Source organism: Paenibacillus sp. cl6col, assembly GCF_900102125.1.
Lineage (GTDB): Bacteria > Bacillota > Bacilli > Paenibacillales > Paenibacillaceae > Paenibacillus_B > Paenibacillus_B suaedae.
Window position 1 is genome coordinate 901,901 of sequence record NZ_FNAZ01000001.1, and the last position, 16,448, is coordinate 918,348.

Annotated in this window: 16 protein-coding genes; 11 read left to right on the top strand and 5 right to left on the bottom strand. The window is 48.6% G+C overall.

Going from position 1 to position 16,448, the window contains the following annotated elements:
• The first annotated feature begins 271 nt into the window (after window positions 1-271).
• From BLS15_RS03865 to BLS15_RS03895, 7 genes are read left to right on the top strand one after another with little or no spacing between them, the layout of a single operon-like run.
• The gene (locus BLS15_RS03865; RefSeq protein WP_021254057.1) at window positions 272-1,267 is read left to right on the top strand and encodes a beta-ketoacyl-ACP synthase III; all 996 of its coding nucleotides are present in this window, start codon (window positions 272-274) and stop codon (window positions 1,265-1,267) included.
• Window positions 1,257-2,585, top strand: a complete 1,329-nt coding sequence (locus BLS15_RS03870; protein WP_139170634.1) for an ATP-grasp domain-containing protein — start codon at window positions 1,257-1,259, stop codon at window positions 2,583-2,585. The genes BLS15_RS03865 and BLS15_RS03870 overlap by 11 nt, the downstream gene beginning before the upstream one ends.
• Window positions 2,582-3,598: an NAD-dependent epimerase/dehydratase family protein gene (locus BLS15_RS03875; protein WP_021254055.1), complete on the top strand. Its 1,017-nt coding sequence runs from the start codon at window positions 2,582-2,584 to the stop codon at window positions 3,596-3,598. The genes BLS15_RS03870 and BLS15_RS03875 overlap by 4 nt, the downstream gene beginning before the upstream one ends.
• Complete coding sequence (locus BLS15_RS03880) at window positions 3,589-4,479, top strand: MBL fold metallo-hydrolase (RefSeq protein WP_021254054.1); 891 nt, start codon at window positions 3,589-3,591, stop codon at window positions 4,477-4,479. The genes BLS15_RS03875 and BLS15_RS03880 overlap by 10 nt, the downstream gene beginning before the upstream one ends.
• The gene (locus BLS15_RS03885) at window positions 4,472-5,791 is read left to right on the top strand and encodes a F390 synthetase-related protein (protein WP_021254053.1); all 1,320 of its coding nucleotides are present in this window, start codon (window positions 4,472-4,474) and stop codon (window positions 5,789-5,791) included. The genes BLS15_RS03880 and BLS15_RS03885 overlap by 8 nt, the downstream gene beginning before the upstream one ends.
• Entirely contained in the window at window positions 5,788-6,945 is a 1,158-nt protein-coding gene (locus tag BLS15_RS03890; RefSeq protein ID WP_021254052.1) for a hypothetical protein, read from the top strand. The genes BLS15_RS03885 and BLS15_RS03890 overlap by 4 nt, the downstream gene beginning before the upstream one ends.
• A 29-nt stretch (window positions 6,946-6,974) precedes the next feature.
• Window positions 6,975-7,853 carry an SDR family oxidoreductase gene (locus BLS15_RS03895; RefSeq protein WP_090509972.1) on the top strand — a complete coding sequence of 293 codons (879 nt, stop codon included), beginning with the start codon at window positions 6,975-6,977 and terminating at the stop codon, window positions 7,851-7,853.
• A 94-nt stretch (window positions 7,854-7,947) separates the two neighbouring features.
• On the opposite strand, the gene BLS15_RS03900 is transcribed toward BLS15_RS03895, so the two are convergent.
• Both BLS15_RS03900 and BLS15_RS03905 read right to left on the bottom strand, forming a co-directional pair.
• Window positions 7,948-8,808: an AraC family transcriptional regulator gene (locus BLS15_RS03900; RefSeq protein ID WP_175460706.1), complete on the bottom strand. Its 861-nt coding sequence runs from the start codon at window positions 8,806-8,808 to the stop codon at window positions 7,948-7,950.
• A 201-nt stretch (window positions 8,809-9,009) separates the two neighbouring features.
• Window positions 9,010-10,038: an alpha/beta fold hydrolase gene (locus BLS15_RS03905; protein ID WP_090509982.1), complete on the bottom strand. Its 1,029-nt coding sequence runs from the start codon at window positions 10,036-10,038 to the stop codon at window positions 9,010-9,012.
• Window positions 10,039-10,235: 197 nt separating this feature from the next.
• On the opposite strand from BLS15_RS03905, the gene BLS15_RS03910 reads away from it, so the two are divergent.
• Window positions 10,236-10,724: an NUDIX hydrolase gene (locus BLS15_RS03910; protein WP_021254048.1), complete on the top strand. Its 489-nt coding sequence runs from the start codon at window positions 10,236-10,238 to the stop codon at window positions 10,722-10,724.
• A gap of 38 nt (window positions 10,725-10,762) precedes the next feature.
• On the opposite strand, the gene BLS15_RS03915 is transcribed toward BLS15_RS03910, so the two are convergent.
• The gene (locus BLS15_RS03915) at window positions 10,763-11,236 is read right to left on the bottom strand and encodes a hypothetical protein (RefSeq protein WP_021254047.1); all 474 of its coding nucleotides are present in this window, start codon (window positions 11,234-11,236) and stop codon (window positions 10,763-10,765) included.
• Window positions 11,237-11,419: 183 nt separating this feature from the next.
• On the bottom strand, window positions 11,420-11,638 hold the full coding sequence (locus tag BLS15_RS03920; RefSeq protein ID WP_021254046.1) for a hypothetical protein: 219 nt from the start codon (window positions 11,636-11,638) through the stop codon (window positions 11,420-11,422).
• A 162-nt stretch (window positions 11,639-11,800) separates the two neighbouring features.
• Here BLS15_RS03920 and BLS15_RS03925 point away from each other — a divergent pair, with 162 nt between their 5' ends.
• The 3 genes from BLS15_RS03925 to BLS15_RS03935 all read left to right on the top strand — a co-directional run bounded on the left by BLS15_RS03925 (window position 11,801) and on the right by BLS15_RS03935 (window position 15,799).
• Window positions 11,801-12,244, top strand: coding sequence for a GNAT family N-acetyltransferase (locus BLS15_RS03925; protein WP_021254045.1), 444 nt, complete (start codon window positions 11,801-11,803; stop codon window positions 12,242-12,244).
• A 730-nt stretch (window positions 12,245-12,974) separates the two neighbouring features.
• Complete coding sequence (locus BLS15_RS03930) at window positions 12,975-14,054, top strand: LLM class flavin-dependent oxidoreductase (RefSeq protein WP_021254044.1); 1,080 nt, start codon at window positions 12,975-12,977, stop codon at window positions 14,052-14,054.
• A gap of 842 nt (window positions 14,055-14,896) precedes the next feature.
• A complete protein-coding gene (locus BLS15_RS03935; RefSeq protein ID WP_254777273.1) occupies window positions 14,897-15,799 on the top strand; it encodes an MBL fold metallo-hydrolase in 903 nt (300 codons plus the stop codon).
• A 104-nt stretch (window positions 15,800-15,903) separates the two neighbouring features.
• On the opposite strand, the gene BLS15_RS03940 is transcribed toward BLS15_RS03935, so the two are convergent.
• Complete coding sequence (locus tag BLS15_RS03940; RefSeq protein ID WP_021254042.1) at window positions 15,904-16,347, bottom strand: hypothetical protein; 444 nt, start codon at window positions 16,345-16,347, stop codon at window positions 15,904-15,906.
• Window positions 16,348-16,448 lie beyond the last annotated feature (101 nt).

Sequence of the window (16,448 nt, forward strand, 5' to 3'; positions counted from 1 at the left end):
AAACTACATTTTTATTACGCAACAACAGCAACACATCTGGATAGGAACGTAATGGCATTTTTAATCGTAAGGTTTTTTTACAATTTTTTTTGCAAGACAGATTATCACGCCAATGTAAAAGTACTCCGATATATAATAGAAGAATCAACCGAACGAGTAAATTGATGAAACCACCAAGAGAATGTGCATTACAATAGAGGGGGCTTTTGGGTAATAAGCAAGAGCTTCACGTCATGATCGAAATCAACAAGAGGAACGAGGCCATGGGAGTATGGAGAGAAAAGTGAAAATTATCGGTACGGGGGTATATTTACCGAAGCAGCGCGTTACTTCGGAAGAAATGGATCGGAAGCTTGGCGTACCCGCCGGGTGGTCCTTGAAAAAGTCGGAGGTTCGCGTACGATATTTTGTTGAAAACGAAACAGCCGCCGAGATGGGGGCATTCGCTGCACAAGCCGCACTGCAGGATGCGGGGCTCACCTTCGCTGACATCGACTGCATCGTATGCGCAAGCGGTACAATGCAGCAGCCGATTCCATGCACAGCGGCTTTGATACAGCAAGCAATGGGGAAAGGAAACTCCGGGGTGCCGTCTTTTGACATTAATTCGACCTGCCTTAGCTTCCTAGCCGCGCTCGACGTCATGTCATATCTGATTGCCGCTGGACGCTATCAGCGTATCCTCATCGTCTCGACAGAGGTTGCCTCAGTCGGCCTGAACTGGGAGCATAAAGAAAGCGCGGTTCTATTCGGCGATGGCGCCGCTGCCGTTATCGTAGGCCAAGCAGCAGCATACGAGCAATCTCGTATCGAAGCCTCATTAATAGAAACCTATAGTACCGGAGCCTCATACTCCGAGATACGGGGCGGAGGTACGGGGCTGCACGCTAAATATTACGATGATGCTCGAATGAGCGACTATATGTTCCATATGGATGGTCAGCCGATTTATAAAATGGCGTCCAAGCTGCTGCCTGACTTCCTTGAACGGCTGCTTGGATCGGGAAATACGGCAATGTCGCAATTCCCGCTTATCATACCGCATCAAGGCAGCGCTATGGCGATGCGCCTGATTAGCCGCAAGCTGGGCATTGCTCCAGAGCAGCTCATGAACATTACATCGGATCACGGAAATACGATTGCCGCCTCGATTCCGATGGGGTTGCATGAGGCCATTCACCAAGGGCGGGTGCAGCGGGGAGACCGTATTCTGATGCTTGGAACTTCTGCCGGGCTGTCATTGGGAGGGCTGGTGCTTGAATACTAGCAGTTCTAGCAGTCCGTCCAACGATATTCCGCGGGATGGGAGGCGAACTGTCCTAATTACCGGCAGCCGCTCCCCCGTCTCCTTGGAACTGGCGCGGCTATTGGGTGGTGCTGGGCACCGGATCATCATGGCTGATAGCTTGCTCGTCACAATAGGCTCGGCCTCCCGCTTTGTCACCCGCCATTACTGTTATCCGCCTCCCCGCCATGAACAAGAGCGGTTCCTAGCTATGATAGAGCGTATCGTGATAGACGAGCAGGTGGATTGCGTAATTCCAACCTGCGAGGAAGTGTTCTATCTAGCACAGAGACAGCGGGCATGGCCCAATGGATGCGAGCTATTTGCTCCTCCGTGGGAGCTGCTTAAGCAGCTTCATCATAAGGGACAATTCATCGAAATGATCCGGCAAGCTGGCTTACACGCACCTTCGACACAGCTGCTGACATCACAAGCGGAAGCATGCGGCTACATACAGACGCTTGGGGAAGATGCTGCCGTGCTGAAGCCGGCCTACTCACGCTTCGCGAGCCGTGTATTATTCGTACGGGCTGGCTATGCCCTTCCGGACGATATCCTAATCACCCCGGACTATCCTTGGGTCGGGCAGCAATATATTCGCGGCACATTGTACTGCACGTACAGCATTGTCCGCGATGGCTCTGTACGTGCTCATGCCTGCTATCCCTCCGAATTCACTGTTGGTGCAGGAGCAAGCATCGCCTTCAAGCATGAGCCGCAGGCCGATCTGCTGGCATGGGTGCAGCGATTTGTCGCCCCGCTTCGATATACGGGGCAGATTGCGTTTGACTTTATCGTCACGCCGGAACAGAACATCTACCCAATCGAGTGCAATCCCCGTGCAACAAGCGGCGTCCACTGCTTTACCGCATCTGATCAGTTGGACAAAGCGTTCTTCGAGATGAATGGTGGGAGAAATGGCGACACAGAGGTCGGCATGGACGGCTGCACAAATAACACTGCTAATCAAAATACATATCTTAATGCAAATTTTGATGCAAATTTTGATGCAAATCTTGGCGAGCATCATGCGAGAGCCTACCCCATCGAGCCAACATCCACCCGCCCTGCCATGTTGACGCTCGCCATGCTGGCGTACGGCTGGAGGAGTCCTCAGCGGGGCTATTGGTTGAGGGAGCTATGGAAAGGACGAGATGTCATCTTCCGCTGGCAGGATCCGAAGCCGTTTGTCGCGCAGGCCGTTATGCTATACCGCTTCTGGCGAGAGAGCAAAAAGCGCTCCGTCTCACTAATAGAGGCCACTACATCAGATATAGAATGGAATGGTGAATCATCATGAGCCGACGAGCATTAGTGACGGGAGGAACTGGATTCCTAGGGCAGCGGTTGACATTAAGATTGGTCGAAGAAGGCTATACCGTCAGCGCCATTGGCCGCAATACGCATGTAGGTCATGAACTGGAACGGATGGGTGTCCGATTCATTCCGCTTGAGTTAGGCGATGCCGAGCGGATTAAGGAGATATGCCACGGTCAAGATACCGTCTTCCACTGCGCGGCACTGTCTGCTCCATGGGGCGCATATGCCGACTTCTACGCCAGCAACGTCATCGGCACACGCCATGTCGTACAAGGATGCGTAAGCGGAGGAGCACGGCTCGTGCATGTGTCAACGCCGAGCATTTACTGGAATTGGCGTGACCGATTGAATATTAAGGAGACAGATCCACTGCCTTCTAAACAGGCTACGGCCTATTCTGCCACGAAGCTGCTAGCCGAGCGGGAGGTGGATCAGGCCGTAGAAGAGGCTGGGCTGCACGCCATTACGCTGCGGCCGCGCGCGATCTACGGTCCAGGTGACCGCGCCATCCTCCCGCGCCTCATAGAGGCGAACCGAGGCGGCTATATGCCGCTCATTCGCGGCGGCCGGTCGATGCTCGACGTTACGTATGTCGACAACGTGGTCGATGCGCTGCTGCTAGCCGCCGAAGCTGACGCGGCTGCGCTTGGCGGCAAGTACAATATTACGAACGGCGAGCCTAGGCTGCTGAGCGATCTGCTGGCTAGGCTGTTCGCCCTGCTCGAAATGCCGTTCCGCCCCATCCCGCTCGCTTACCCGATCGCTTCGGCGGCGGCCGGGATGCTGGAGCTTAACGCCCGCTGGTTTGCCAGAGGCAAGGAGCCGAAGCTGACGCGGTATACGGTTGGACTAATCGGACGGAGTCAGACGCTCGACATTACGGCTGCCCGCGAGATGTTGGGTTATAAGCCTAGAATCGGTATCGAGGAAGGCATGAAGCGATTTGCTGAAGCATGGGTACAAGAAGGAGGCTCGTCAGCTGCATGGACGTGAACAAAGGAGCCATAACAGAAGTTTCCGTGAACTTGATGACCGCAGGGTACTGCACGCACCGGGAATGGCTTACGATTCAAGGCGGGAGCGGCGCTTCTGTGCGCTTTCCGGCCATGTTCGCCTATATCGAGCACCCGCGACTCGGACCAGTCCTGTTCGACACCGGCTATTCCACGCGCTTCTTTCAGGCTACATCGTCCTTTCCCGCGAGGCTGTATCGGTGGACGACGCCGGTCAATATCGGCGAAGAAGAGAGTGCAGCCAATCAACTGCGCAATCTTGGCGTAATGCCGGAGGACGTGCGGACAATTATTTTGTCGCACTTTCACGCAGATCATATCGGCGGTGTGCGCGACTTCGCGAATGCCGAGTTTTATTATTTGCGCGAGGCTTATCGTCCCCTGCAGGACATGTCTCCTTTCCAAGCTACGAAAGCCGGCTTTCTGCCTGGGCTATTGCCGGATCGATTCGGTGATCGGTCCCGTCTTATTGAGGAGACATGCAGCAAAATAAGCTTGGACGAGGGATATGCGCCCTTCACAGAGGGATACGATCTGTTCGGGGACGGTAGCATCATCGGCATCAACCTATCGGGGCATGCGCTGGGTCAGCTTGGCCTGCTTCTGCGCTCTGCAGGGCATGAATACTTCCTCTGCGCCGACGCTGCTTGGTCAACGGCAGCCTATGCATCGCATCGGCGTCCGAAGTCCATCGTCAAACTGATCAAAGCGGATTGGCAGCAATATAAGGATAACCTTCATCGATTACATATCCTGCATCGTAGGCGACCGGATCTTCACATCATCCCAACGCACTGCCGGGAGGCCGAACAGAGGTACGTAACAAGCCCTAAGGTTCAAGGAGGTGCTCAGCGTGGATAAAGGTATGATGATCGCTGCCCGGGAATATATCCGCACGAAGTACGGACGAAGCTGGAGCAGCAGGGAAGCACTGGAGCGGTGGCAGCATCGTCAAGTGATGAAGCATCTGGGGCGAATCAGGCAGTGCTCCCCCTTCTTCCGCGAGCGCATGGGCGAGCTCCCCGACGATCAGTGGCGCGGCATGCCAGTCATGGACAAGTCGCTGATGATGGAGCATTTCGATGCCCTTAATACCGCTGGCGTACGAAAGGAGGAAGCGTTCGCCATGGCACTGGCAGCTGAGGAGAGCCGCGACTTCACTCCAGAATGGAATGGTATTACCGTCGGTATGTCCTCGGGGACGTCAGGCAATCGCGGCCTCTTCCTCGTCAGCCCACAGGAGAGCATGGCATGGGCCGGAGCGATGCTCGCCAAGGCTCTGCCTGGTTCCGTATTGGCTCGGGAGCGCATCGCGCTCTTCCTGCGTGCCAACAGCAACTTGTACGGGAGCGTGAGCAAGCGCCGGCTGCAGTTCGCCTACTTCGACCTGCTCGACCCATTGGAGGAGCAGGTCAAGCGACTGAACACTTACGCCCCTACCCTGCTCGTCGCGCCGCCGTCTATGCTCCGCATGCTTGCAGAACAGCTGGAACTGGGCTTGCTCGCGATACGTCCACGCAAGCTTTTTGCCGTAGCTGAAGTCCTTGATCCGCTCGATGAAGCGATAATTAGCGCGTCGTTCCAGCAGATCGTGCACCAAATCTATCAATGCACGGAGGGGTTTCTCGGCATTACGTGCGGACATGGGACGCTTCACTTGAACGAAGACCTCGTCTTCGTAGAGAAAGAGTGGCTAGACAAGCGGGAAAGAAAATTCACTCCGATTATTACTGACTTCCGGCGTATGACTCAGCCGATCGTTCGTTATCGGCTGGACGATGTCTTGACAGAGAGAAACGAGCCTTGTCCGTGCGGATCTCCCTTCACTGCACTGGAGCGCATCGAAGGGCGTCACGATGATATGTTCTATATGCCTTCACTAAGAGACGGCACTCTTACGACTGTATTTCCCGATTTTATTCGCCGTGCAATTCTGTCCGCCTCATCGAAGATTGAACACTATGCGGCGGTGCAGCATTCGCCAACGCACATCACGGTGGCGCTGCAAGTGCCTACTCAATATCGGACAGCATGTGAACGGGACATTATGCTCGAACTACAAAAGCTATGTGCAATCGTTCAGTGTGCAGCGCCTGAGATTCAATTTACCGAGTGGAAGCCGCAGTCTGCCGGGCACAAGCTGCGCCGGATCGAGAGGAAGTTTACAGTATGAGTATCGCAGTTCTATATGATGCAGCGAATATCGATCGGCTGCCTTGGCCGAACGATGAGGAGGGGCATGCGGCTAAGGCATGGATAGAGCCATGGATACGATATGGGCCGGAACGCGACGTGGATAATATTCAGACCCAGATGATGGTGATCGTCATCGACGACCAATATGTGCTGCCGATTACCGTTAATGAACGAGAGTACGACAACGCATATGTATGCTCGCCGTATACGCACTATGTTACTTATGCGAAGCAAGAGCTCGGCATGCTGAAGCAGCCGCTGCTGGAACGGCCGCTTGCGTGGCTGTTAAGTGGAATCGGATTAGGAATGAAGTTTGCGCAGTGCAATCGCGTCGTGCATGTGAACAATTGGCTGCTGTCTACGAATTTGTATCCACGTATGACGGCAGAACACGTATTAGCCATCATCCCCCTGCTGCAAGCTCGGTTCCCCGATCACGCGATCGTGTTCCGTTCGTTGAATCGCCACTACTACCCGGAGCTGTGTCGCAGTTTGGAGGAAACTGGATGTGCGCTTGTGCCTAGCCGCCAAATCTATTGCTTGGATACCCGCGATTCCAGAACTCAGAATGCCAAGGCGAGATGGTTAATCAAGCGTGATGAAGGACTGCTTGCGAAGCATGAATACGAGATCGTTCGGCATGAAGAGCTTGTACCGGCCGATATTCCCCGCATGGTTCAACTGTACAACTTGCTCTATATCGATAAATATTCACCGTGCAATCCGCAGTTTAATGAGCGCTTCTTCGAACATGCACTGACGACGAAGACACTGCACTTCGTCGCTCTGCGTACATCGAGGGGACGAATAGACGGAATTATGGGTTACTTCTGCCGCGACGGTATACTGACGACGCCAATCTTCGGTTACGATACAGCCCTTCCGCTGGAAACAGGCCTGTACCGCATGCTCTCCGCTGTCCTGTTCCGTGAGGCGCAGCGACTTGGCATGCAATGGAACGAGAGCTCGGGCGCAGCACAATTCAAGCGCAACCGGGGAGCTACCGGGCATTGGGAATATTCCGCCGTCATGGATCGGCATCTGCCGGTGTATCGCCGGAGCTGCTGGTCGTTCATTTCCTTGGTAGCCAATCGAATCGGCGTTCCGCTGATGGAACGACATAAATTATGAGGATATAGACGAGGAAGGAGGATTCATGTTTGACATCACCACATACGAAGTCGCAGCATTCTAATGGTTCTCCTTCGCGTCCAATCGCCGTCGTGACCGGCACGTCCAGCGGCTTCGGGCTTTACACAAGTGTCGCGCTGGCGGGCGCAGGATATGATGTCGTGGCGACGATGCGTGATACTGCCAAGCAAGGAAAGTTGCTTGCTGAAGCCCAGACAAGCGGCGTCTCCGAACACATCCATGTGCTGCCCCTTGATGTCACGAATCAAGAGAGTATTGAAGCTGCTTTCGAGCATATTCGCCAACAGTACGGCAGGGTCGATTTGCTCGTGAACAATGCAGGCTATGCCGCAGGTGGATACGTTGAGGAAGTGGATATGGACGCTTGGCACGCCCAACTGGAGGCCAATTTCTTCGGCACGGTCGCTGTTACGCGCGCAGCGCTGCCTATCATGCGGGAACAACGCAGTGGAACCATCATGAATGTGAGCAGCATTAGCGGCCGATATGCTTTTCCAGGCTACGCCCCATATGCCGCCTCCAAGTTCGCCGTTGAAGGCTTTACAGAAGCGTTGCGGCTTGAGATGCTGCCTTTCGGCGTATATGCCGTTCTAATCGAACCCGGCGCCTACAAAACTGATATATGGGAGAAAGGATTCTCCTCTATCCAAATACGCGAGAATTCGCCGTACAGCAAGCTGCTTCAAGCGGTTCTGCAATTCTCGAAGCGCAGCTCTGAAACGGCTCCTCCTCCGCAGGAGGTGGCGCGTCACATCGTCAAGATTGCGCGCACGCCAAGACCGAAGCTGCGCTATTTCATGGGTCGAGGAGCGATGCCCCTGCGCCTTATCCGTCTATTGCCGTGGAAGTGGTATGAGAAGCTCGTACTGTGGGCTTTACGACGATAGACAAGGAGGCTGTGCCCAGTGTGCATGTTGGGCCAGCCTCCTTGTTGTTTAGTAAGTGATTGATTGATGAACCGTCAATTCTTACTCTTCGTATTTATTTCTTAATAACCGGAATCCATACTTCGCTGCGATAGTCCTCTGCCCACGGATTGCCTGGAGGATACAGCTCGAAATCAGGGATTTCGGCTTGCTCATAATCTGTAGCGGGGAACCACTCCTGATAGATGCGGACCCACACATCTTGAATGGAGCCAGGCATTGGGCCCGTTGATGTAAATACAGCCCACGTCGCAGCTGGAATTTGAATAAAATCATACTCACCTTCTGATTCTGTTCGATCCGTCTCTACCGCAATCGCGTAGTTAAAGACTTCACCGCCCTGCTGCGCGCCATAGCAAATGCCTAGGGTATCTTGATTTTTGCCCAGTGCAGCAATTTTAGCGACGGTTCCATCCGCGTGACTATCTTGCCAAAACTTCGGAATCTCGATCGAATTTTCTCCCTCTTTCGTGGTCGTCTGGATCGACTTTCCTATAACGGTAAACGCCTCTCTCTGTACAATTCTATAATCCATTTCTTTGTCTCCCTTCAATGATAGGTGGAAGGAGATGCGAGGAAAGGCCTTCAGCTGAACACCCGAATTTCGAGCCTCAGAGGGCGAGATGCCGTGCAGCTTGCGGAACGCCTTAGAGAACGATTCTGGCGAATCGTAGCAATACTTCATCGCGACATCGATCACTTTAGCACCACTCATCGCCAACTCTTGAGCCGCCAAGGTTAAGCGCCGTTTCCGCACATACTCAGCCACTGTCATACCAGTCACCATATAGAACATCCGCTGAAAGTGGTGGGGAGAAGAATACGCCGCCTTCGCGAGCTCCGCCATATCCAAGGGCTCCTGCATCTTCGCTTCGATTAAATCAAGCGCCGACATCATTCGGTTCAGCCATTCCATTCGCAATAGCTCCTCTCTGCGTACATCTTATCAAGGCTGCCTCTTGCCATCCTGTCATTCTGTGCGATCGTGTGACAGACCTATCATCTGTTCGTATCATCGTCCCGCTTATTCTCATCTATTCAACCCATACAATGCCTGAGTCATTCATTGGATTAGCGGCAGTCATGAACAAGGGTTCGACTTTAGTGCTGGAATCCATTATTTTGCGAACGAATCCACCATCCATTGCGAGAACTTCTCTTTTTCTTCAAATTGTGGATAATGAGCGGATTGATCGTATGTGATAAATTCCTTTTTAACTGTATCGATTTGATCAAAATACGTTTTGGCTGCTTTCGCAGATGTCATGTAATCGTACTGCCCCATAATGAAATAGACCGGTACTTCCAGCTTGGTAACAAATGTAGGCAATGGCTTCTTCAATGCCTGCCCTATCAATACTTCTTGTGCATTCGAGACACTGCGATAAAAACGGATGCGATCCAGCAAATTATATTCCGGTCCGAACAAGCCTCTATCCATGTCAGCATTCACATCAATCAATCTTGCCGTGCCGCCATATTTGCGCACATAATTGCGTGGAGTTAATTGTTCTCCGCTTTGCACCTTTTCCGTTAATCCTTGCAAGAACTCCACATCGGTTGTGTCGCCGCTCATTTTTGCTTGATCAAGCGTGAACTGCAATGCATCCTTTTCACTTTCTGTAACATTAGACATCTGTCCGATGCCAATATAGGCTTTATATTTCTCAGGTGCTTGCTGCGCAGCTTGTATGCCTATATAAGTTCCAAAGGAATGGCCCGCTAATATAACCTTCTCTTGATGGAAACGGGCCGATATGTAATCTGTCAGAGCCAGTACATCTTTCACTAATAAATCCGTAGACAGGCTGGAATAATCCTCCCCAAAGTGATACGACTTCCCTCCGGCTCTCTGATCGTAACGGACAACCGTGAAGTGCTTCTCCAATAGGTCTTGGTATTTGGTTACATAGGGGATTTCCGGTACAGCTGGCCCACCGTGTATGAAAATAACAACCGGATTATTCTTATCCTGACCTCGTATCAGCAATTCATGGCCGGTTCCATTTATCTCGACTTCCTCAAGTACGCTTATACTATTTTCCCCTTCTATTTTAGGAGTCCATGTGGGGAAAACCAACGCTATCCCGACCAATAATATCATAGCTATCCCTACATATAGAAGAACTTTCCTTACCTTTTTCACAGTCTCAGCTCCCTAGTCATATCTCATTTATAATCTAACGATCTATACGAATTATGTTCATACATAATTGTAATCGAGGAAAGATTTGAGAGAGACGTGCAAACGTCGGGATTTTGACTAGACCTGGGACCGGGAAGGAAAGCACAAGAAGGATGTGGAATGAATATACAAACATTACCGAATAAGGAGGTCGTACTATGCCATTTCCAACGCACATCGTATCCGCAGGTGGATTTGTGGAGGATGAGCAAGGGAATATCCTTTTAGTAAAAACTCGTGACGGGGGGTGGGTTTACCCTGGTGGACAAGTAGAAATTGGAGAAAATCTAATGGATGCTTTAGTACGTGAAATTAAAGAGGAAAGCGGAATAGACACTACAGTTAGCTATTTGATTGGTGTCTATTCGAATACAGGCATTTTTAAGTGGTATGATGGTGTGACTGATGTTCCTACCCAGGTTATATTTGATTTCGTATGTAAACCTGTTGGTGGGGAGTTAGCGGTTTCTGAAGAAACAACCGATAGCCGCTGGGTGGCGAAAGAAAGAGTTCTTGATTTCATTACACATCCAGCTATTCGTACACGCTATCAGGCTTATTTGGAGTTCAACGGAGTGGTAAATTACATGGAGTATGTAACTAGTCCCGAGTTCATAATCAAACACCAAGCGGGCATCTCCTCGTAGTTTTAGGCCATCCCGCAAAGGATGGCCCTCTATCGCGATCATACTTTATCCACATAAAAGAACACAGTTCCGTAGTATTTCATAAACCTTTTATAATCTTCATTTCCTTTCATAACAATTATCGTTGGATAAGCATCTACTTTACGTTTTTTTAATGTGGTTAATAACTTTATCTGAAAATTGCAATGAAATTTACCTTCTTCATATTGAAGAAGAAGTGGTGGTAGAGCGGCTGCATGCCCGTCATCTTCAGTCGCGTGTTTTTCATCGAGCTTTAATACTTGACTCTGAATGAGTCGCAGTGGAAACTTCACAACGCCGATACATAGATGCTCCCCCTTCATGAAATCATTTTGAAAGGGAATGACTTTATGGGTAAACAGCAGATAACATTGAATCCATTCTTCTAACATCCCGGCATTTGCATACTGTACAGCTGACTCCACAGTCGGGGCATAGGTTAAATTTCTATCGTTTTTCTTCAGATAAACGATTTTTTTGACAGAATCCAAGGTTGAACTACTCCCACTTTCGCCACGCTTAGAAGTGGGAGTCTTCTGTCGGGTAACGATAAAAAGTATTCGTCCGCAAGTTCCGACACCTTAACCCCATGAGTATACTTATTGCGAATCATAAGGTTGCGTCTTTGGAGTTGATCTCGGTAACCAGACGTCTCACCCCACGACCTTTTTTCCTCACCAGTAACGATCTGCAAACTGTTCAGGACTTAATTCATCTGCAACAAATCCACTAGGTGTCATATTTACCTTGTCAGAGAGCATTGCTTTAATGATATTATCCTTGCCCATCATTTGATCGTCCCTTCTATTTTCAAGTTCATTTGTAGCTTGTAATAAAGATTGATTATTTATAATAAAGAACGATAATTTGTAATAAAGTTTGATTAAAATCATCCTTCCCCTGTAAATTTCTTAGAGGTTAGATGATTCTTTGTTGGATATTTATGTTAATGTAACTATAGAGATTGTGATGAAATGTACTTAAACTAACGGGGCAGTTATTAAAATGTATAGCGAATGATTAGGGATATAAAGAAATAGTGAGAGGGGAAATTTATGAATATCCGTCCAATGACATTAGAAGATATTCCTAAGTTAGATGATTTAATGAATTATCTAGGTTATCCATCTTCAAATTTAAAGATTCAAGAAAGATTTAATAAAATTTTAAATTTGCCAGATTATAAAACATTCGTTGCTGAAATCAACGATAAACTTGTTGGTTTCGTAGGAATGTGTAAACAAACTGCTTATGAATTTGATGAGCCATATGTAAGAGTTTTAGCACTAGTAGTACACGAAGATTTTCGCAGGAAAAATATTGGGCAAAGTCTTATGTTGGCAGTTGAAGATTGGGCAAAAAAGAATCATTGTATAACAATTACATTAAACAGTGGAAATAGAGAAGAACGAATCGCTGCACATAATTTTTATAAAAATTTAGGATACTTAGGAAAGAGTACGGGTTTTAGCAAAAATTTAACCGAGTTTAACCAATAATTAAATTTCAATATACGAATCTATACAAAATAACGTTCCCAAATCAAAGTTTGGAGACGAACTCAAGGGCCACTAATGCTGTTAAATCAACGTTCGTGGCTTTTCTTATGAACATTGTTTATGCATTGTTTTATGCACTTTTGGTTAAAAGTAAGTCATAGCAAAGGTTTTGAAGTATTTGAAGTAATGTTGCACCATCGTCTTTGATGAATAAAATCGTGTATAAAAATTGAAGTCTTATCGTTGTAAATCCGCATAAATCTGACGAGTCCCCTTATTGTGCTAACGGGTGCTTTAATTGAATATTCGCATCACGAAATAATCAAACTTTTTTATAAAAACCAAACAAGATAAATAAAGAACCAACTGTTTTGATCAAACTTTGTTTCAAAACAGTTGGTTTCTTTCTGTATAAAATCAGCGTTTGCAACTTACTTTTAATCGAACTTTATTAAAAAGCTACATCATTAACATCAGCTGCGCATCTGATATGAAATATCATAGCATTGGAAAGAGCAGGGTTATAGGCAATGAATATGTTTACTTAACTTTACATATAGAACGGCATACTCTAAAACGAACGGTGGATTGGAACGCAGACGGGCGGGCAAGATGAAAGTAAACCTTCAACGAGAGCAACAACAAACAGGTAGGCTTTCGATCCTTTCAAACTAACAATACATATGTTACTATGGTTTATATAGTGGTATTGATAAAGGAGGCGAACACGATGACCGATAAACCGGTTGTTGATCTGGAAATTGGAATTAGTACTTTTTTGGAGGCATCGACGAATCCGGTGACGGGCGAGCGCATCAGCCATACCGAACGAATACGTCGGGCGGTCGAGGAAATTGTGTTAGCCGATCAAGTTGGTCTTGATGTCTACGGCATCGGCGAGCACCATCGGTATGAGTATGCCTCTTCTGCTCCAGCGGTCATCCTGGCGGCAGCAGCAGCCCAGACGAAGCATATTCGCCTAACTAGCGCCGTGACTGTCCTGTCTTCGGACGATCCGGTACGCGTCTATCAGCAGTTTGCGACTCTCGATGCCATCTCGAACGGACGCGCCGAGATTATGGCGGGCCGTGGCTCGTTCATCGAGTCCTTCCCGCTGTTCGGCTATAGCTTGAATGATTACGAACAATTGTATGAAGAGAAGCTGGAAATGCTGCTCGCTATTCGTGAGTCGGAGAAAGTGAGCTGGCGAGGAAGCCGCCATCGCGCGGCCATAGACAATCTTGGGGTGTACCCGCGGGCCGTTCAGGATCCTCTGCCCGTCTGGATTGCCACCGGCGGTAACGCTGAATCTTCCGTCCGGGCCGGCACACTCGGGCTGCCGGTTGCTTATGCGATCATTGGCGGCATGCCGGAGCGCTTTGCGCCGCTTGTCGAGCTCTATAAGAGATCCGCGGGAAGAGCTGGACACGATGTAAACAAGCTGCAAATCGCGACCCACTCGCATGGCATTGTAGCCGATACTGCCGAGAAGGCGGCGGATCTTCTGTTCCCAGGAACACAAGCCATGATGAACAAGCTCGGACGTGAGCGTGGCTGGGGAGCTCAGTACACACGCGCAACCTTCGATGAGGACAGCAAGTTGCGAGGCTGCCTCTATGTCGGCGATCCAGAGCACGTCGCTGAGAAAATCGTATTGCTCCATCGCAACTTGGGCGTGACGCGCTTCTTCCTGCACTGTGACATTGGTTCAATTCCGCACCGTGATATCATGCGCTCGATTGAACTGCTCGGCACCAAGGTCGCCCCGCTCGTACGGAAGGAACTGGCTCGCAGCGAGGGTAACGCATAAGACATATTTTAGAGGATCCATTCACAATCGATCTATTTGAAATAAAAACACCTCCAAAGACAGATATCCATCTGCGCTTTGGAGGTGTTGCATTTTCTCTTTTATGTGACAAACCATTTCACTTCGTTCCCGAAGTTGAACTGGAATTGGCATCGCCTCGCCATCTCGGCATGAGTTCACTATGCAATATTTTTGAGCGATTAGTTAGATCTGTTTCTCGCGGATAGTAAACGACAATGGCCTCGTCCCCTCATCATTATGACCATAATTAACCCGCCAAATAGAGAACAAGGAACTCCCTATTCATTTCCAATCCACATCTCATCATGAGACGAATCAGGTAATTCATAACATTTCAAAGAATCCTCTTGACGATTTTAACTAGTTGTAACTATAATGGTTACAACCAGTGAGTGCTGCAAACAGAAACCTTCCCTACGCGATTTGCATTTTTCGCTGCTTGTCCCAACCAAGGTGCACACTTTATGTTCGAACATTTTCAATATATAATAGTTAGTCCATTTTTTTTGGAATTGTTGTAACTGATATAGTTACAACGAGATCTCATTTTTCACGCCCAGCTTTGACGAAGTATGCAGCCAAACATAGGGAATACAGAATGTACATGAACTCATTCGGGCATACTTTACCTACTTTGGGGATCAATTTGAACTGGTGACATTAGTGGTGAAGGTCAGATTTGGAACGCGTTTAATTTTGCTTAGGTGAATAAGAAGGGAAGCTTGCGCTGGATAGCATTACGTTGCGGTTTCAATAATCGTAATCAATACAAGAAAGAGGGAGATTTTAAGATGTTTCGTAAAAAATCATCTATAGGAGTTATGTTATTGCTTTGTTTCACACTAGTGCTGAGTGCATGCGCCGGTAAAGCGAACACGACAAACAACGAGAGCAAAGAAGAACCTAAGAAGCAGGCGGCTGAACTGAAGATCACGCCATTCAATCCTGGAGAAAACGGCCTCTTCTCTGTCAGTTCAAGCCTAATCGAAGGGCCGAAAGAGGTCGTGCTCGTCGATGCACAGTTCGAAAAGAGCAACGCCGAAAAGCTGGTCAAAATGATCCAAGACACGGGAAAGAAGCTGACTACGGTCTATGTAAGCCATAAGGATCCAGATTTCTACTTCGGCCTGTCGGCAATCCGCAAGGCATTTCCAGACGTAAAAATCGTTGCTACTCCAGCAACCGTGGAAGGAATTAAGGCAACCATCAAGATTAAGAATGACTTCTGGAGCCCAATCCTGAAAGAAAACGCTCCGACAGAGCTGATCGTGCCTGAAGTTCTTGACGGGGATAAGCTGACAGTCGATGGTGAAACTGTGCAGGTGGTCGGTCTTAACGGTTCTGATCCGTCTCACACCGTCCTTTGGGTTCCGTCGAAAAAAACAATCTTGGGCGGCGTACCTATCTACGAGAACCTGCATGTCTGGATGGCAGACAACCAGACCCCAGAGAGCCGTGACCACTGGCGGGAGATTTTAAAGCAGATTCTTGATCTGAAGCCGGAACGGGTTATCCCTGGCCATTACCTAGGCAAGAGCTCCGAGAATACGTCCAGTGTCACCTTCACTCGTGACTATATTGCAAAATTTGAAGAAGCGGCTAAACAGTCCAAAAATTCAGCTGAGCTGATTGCAGCGATGAAAAAAGACTATCCAAACTTCAAGAATACAAGTGATCTGGAAATGGGCGCACAAGTAATGAAAGGCGAGCGTTCATGGCCTTGATTTAACGTTTGAAAAAAGGCCGTCATGCCATCTTCGTTCGGAGCATTCCACCATCAGGTTAGCTCCATTGCAGCGGTATGGCGGCCCTTTTTTATGTAGTCTATTCACGAATCTGTCAGTTCAAAATACCACTCAAGGAAGGAATTAAAGCTTTTCCATTGCGAATCCAGTTTACCAGCATAAAAGTCCTCCATTTGCTGGCCCAATCCTAAGCCTATCACTTCGTCTGTGTTCCTATTATAAAAAAAGCCGTATTCCCCTTCAAAGCTATCCAATGGAATATATTCTTCAGGCAGGTTTAAAACGGCATGAGCACTCTCCATTGCTAGCATATAATCCGAAGAATTAATCATAAACCAACAAATCTGATAGATTTCATATCGTCTATTATAGAAAGTTGGCCCTTCCTCTGCATGCAAATAAAACGCAGCAAAATCCGAACCCAGATCAATGCCTAACTTTACTAATGCGTTTTTATACTCCTCATCGATGTCTTCAAACCACCAGTTTTTGCTTCTGCAATAATTGACCACTTTTTCCGACAGCATCTCGACTACTCCTCCAATATAGTTATAAGCTATCTAAATTGTTCCCCTGAGTATATCACATCTCCTTTCGTTATCGTTGTTCGTGGTTTACCTTATTGCGT

Excerpts from the sequence above, each read along its gene's own strand:
- BLS15_RS03865 (WP_021254057.1), top strand. The coding sequence starts at position 272 with ATGGAGAGAAAAGTGAAAATTATCGGTACGGGGGTATATTTACCGAAG.
- BLS15_RS03875 (WP_021254055.1), top strand. The coding sequence starts at position 2,582 with ATGAGCCGACGAGCATTAGTGACGGGAGGAACTGGATTCCTAGGGCAG.
- BLS15_RS03880 (WP_021254054.1), top strand. The coding sequence starts at position 3,589 with ATGGACGTGAACAAAGGAGCCATAACAGAAGTTTCCGTGAACTTGATG.
- BLS15_RS03890 (WP_021254052.1), top strand. The coding sequence starts at position 5,788 with ATGAGTATCGCAGTTCTATATGATGCAGCGAATATCGATCGGCTGCCT.
- BLS15_RS03900 (WP_175460706.1), bottom strand. The coding sequence starts at position 8,808 with ATGGAATGGCTGAACCGAATGATGTCGGCGCTTGATTTAATCGAAGCG.
- BLS15_RS03910 (WP_021254048.1), top strand. The coding sequence starts at position 10,236 with ATGCCATTTCCAACGCACATCGTATCCGCAGGTGGATTTGTGGAGGAT.
- BLS15_RS03920 (WP_021254046.1), bottom strand. The coding sequence starts at position 11,638 with ATGATTTTAATCAAACTTTATTACAAATTATCGTTCTTTATTATAAAT.
- BLS15_RS03925 (WP_021254045.1), top strand. The coding sequence starts at position 11,801 with ATGAATATCCGTCCAATGACATTAGAAGATATTCCTAAGTTAGATGAT.
- BLS15_RS03930 (WP_021254044.1), top strand. The coding sequence starts at position 12,975 with ATGACCGATAAACCGGTTGTTGATCTGGAAATTGGAATTAGTACTTTT.
- BLS15_RS03935 (WP_254777273.1), top strand. The coding sequence starts at position 14,897 with ATGTTATTGCTTTGTTTCACACTAGTGCTGAGTGCATGCGCCGGTAAA.
- BLS15_RS03940 (WP_021254042.1), bottom strand. The coding sequence starts at position 16,347 with ATGCTGTCGGAAAAAGTGGTCAATTATTGCAGAAGCAAAAACTGGTGG.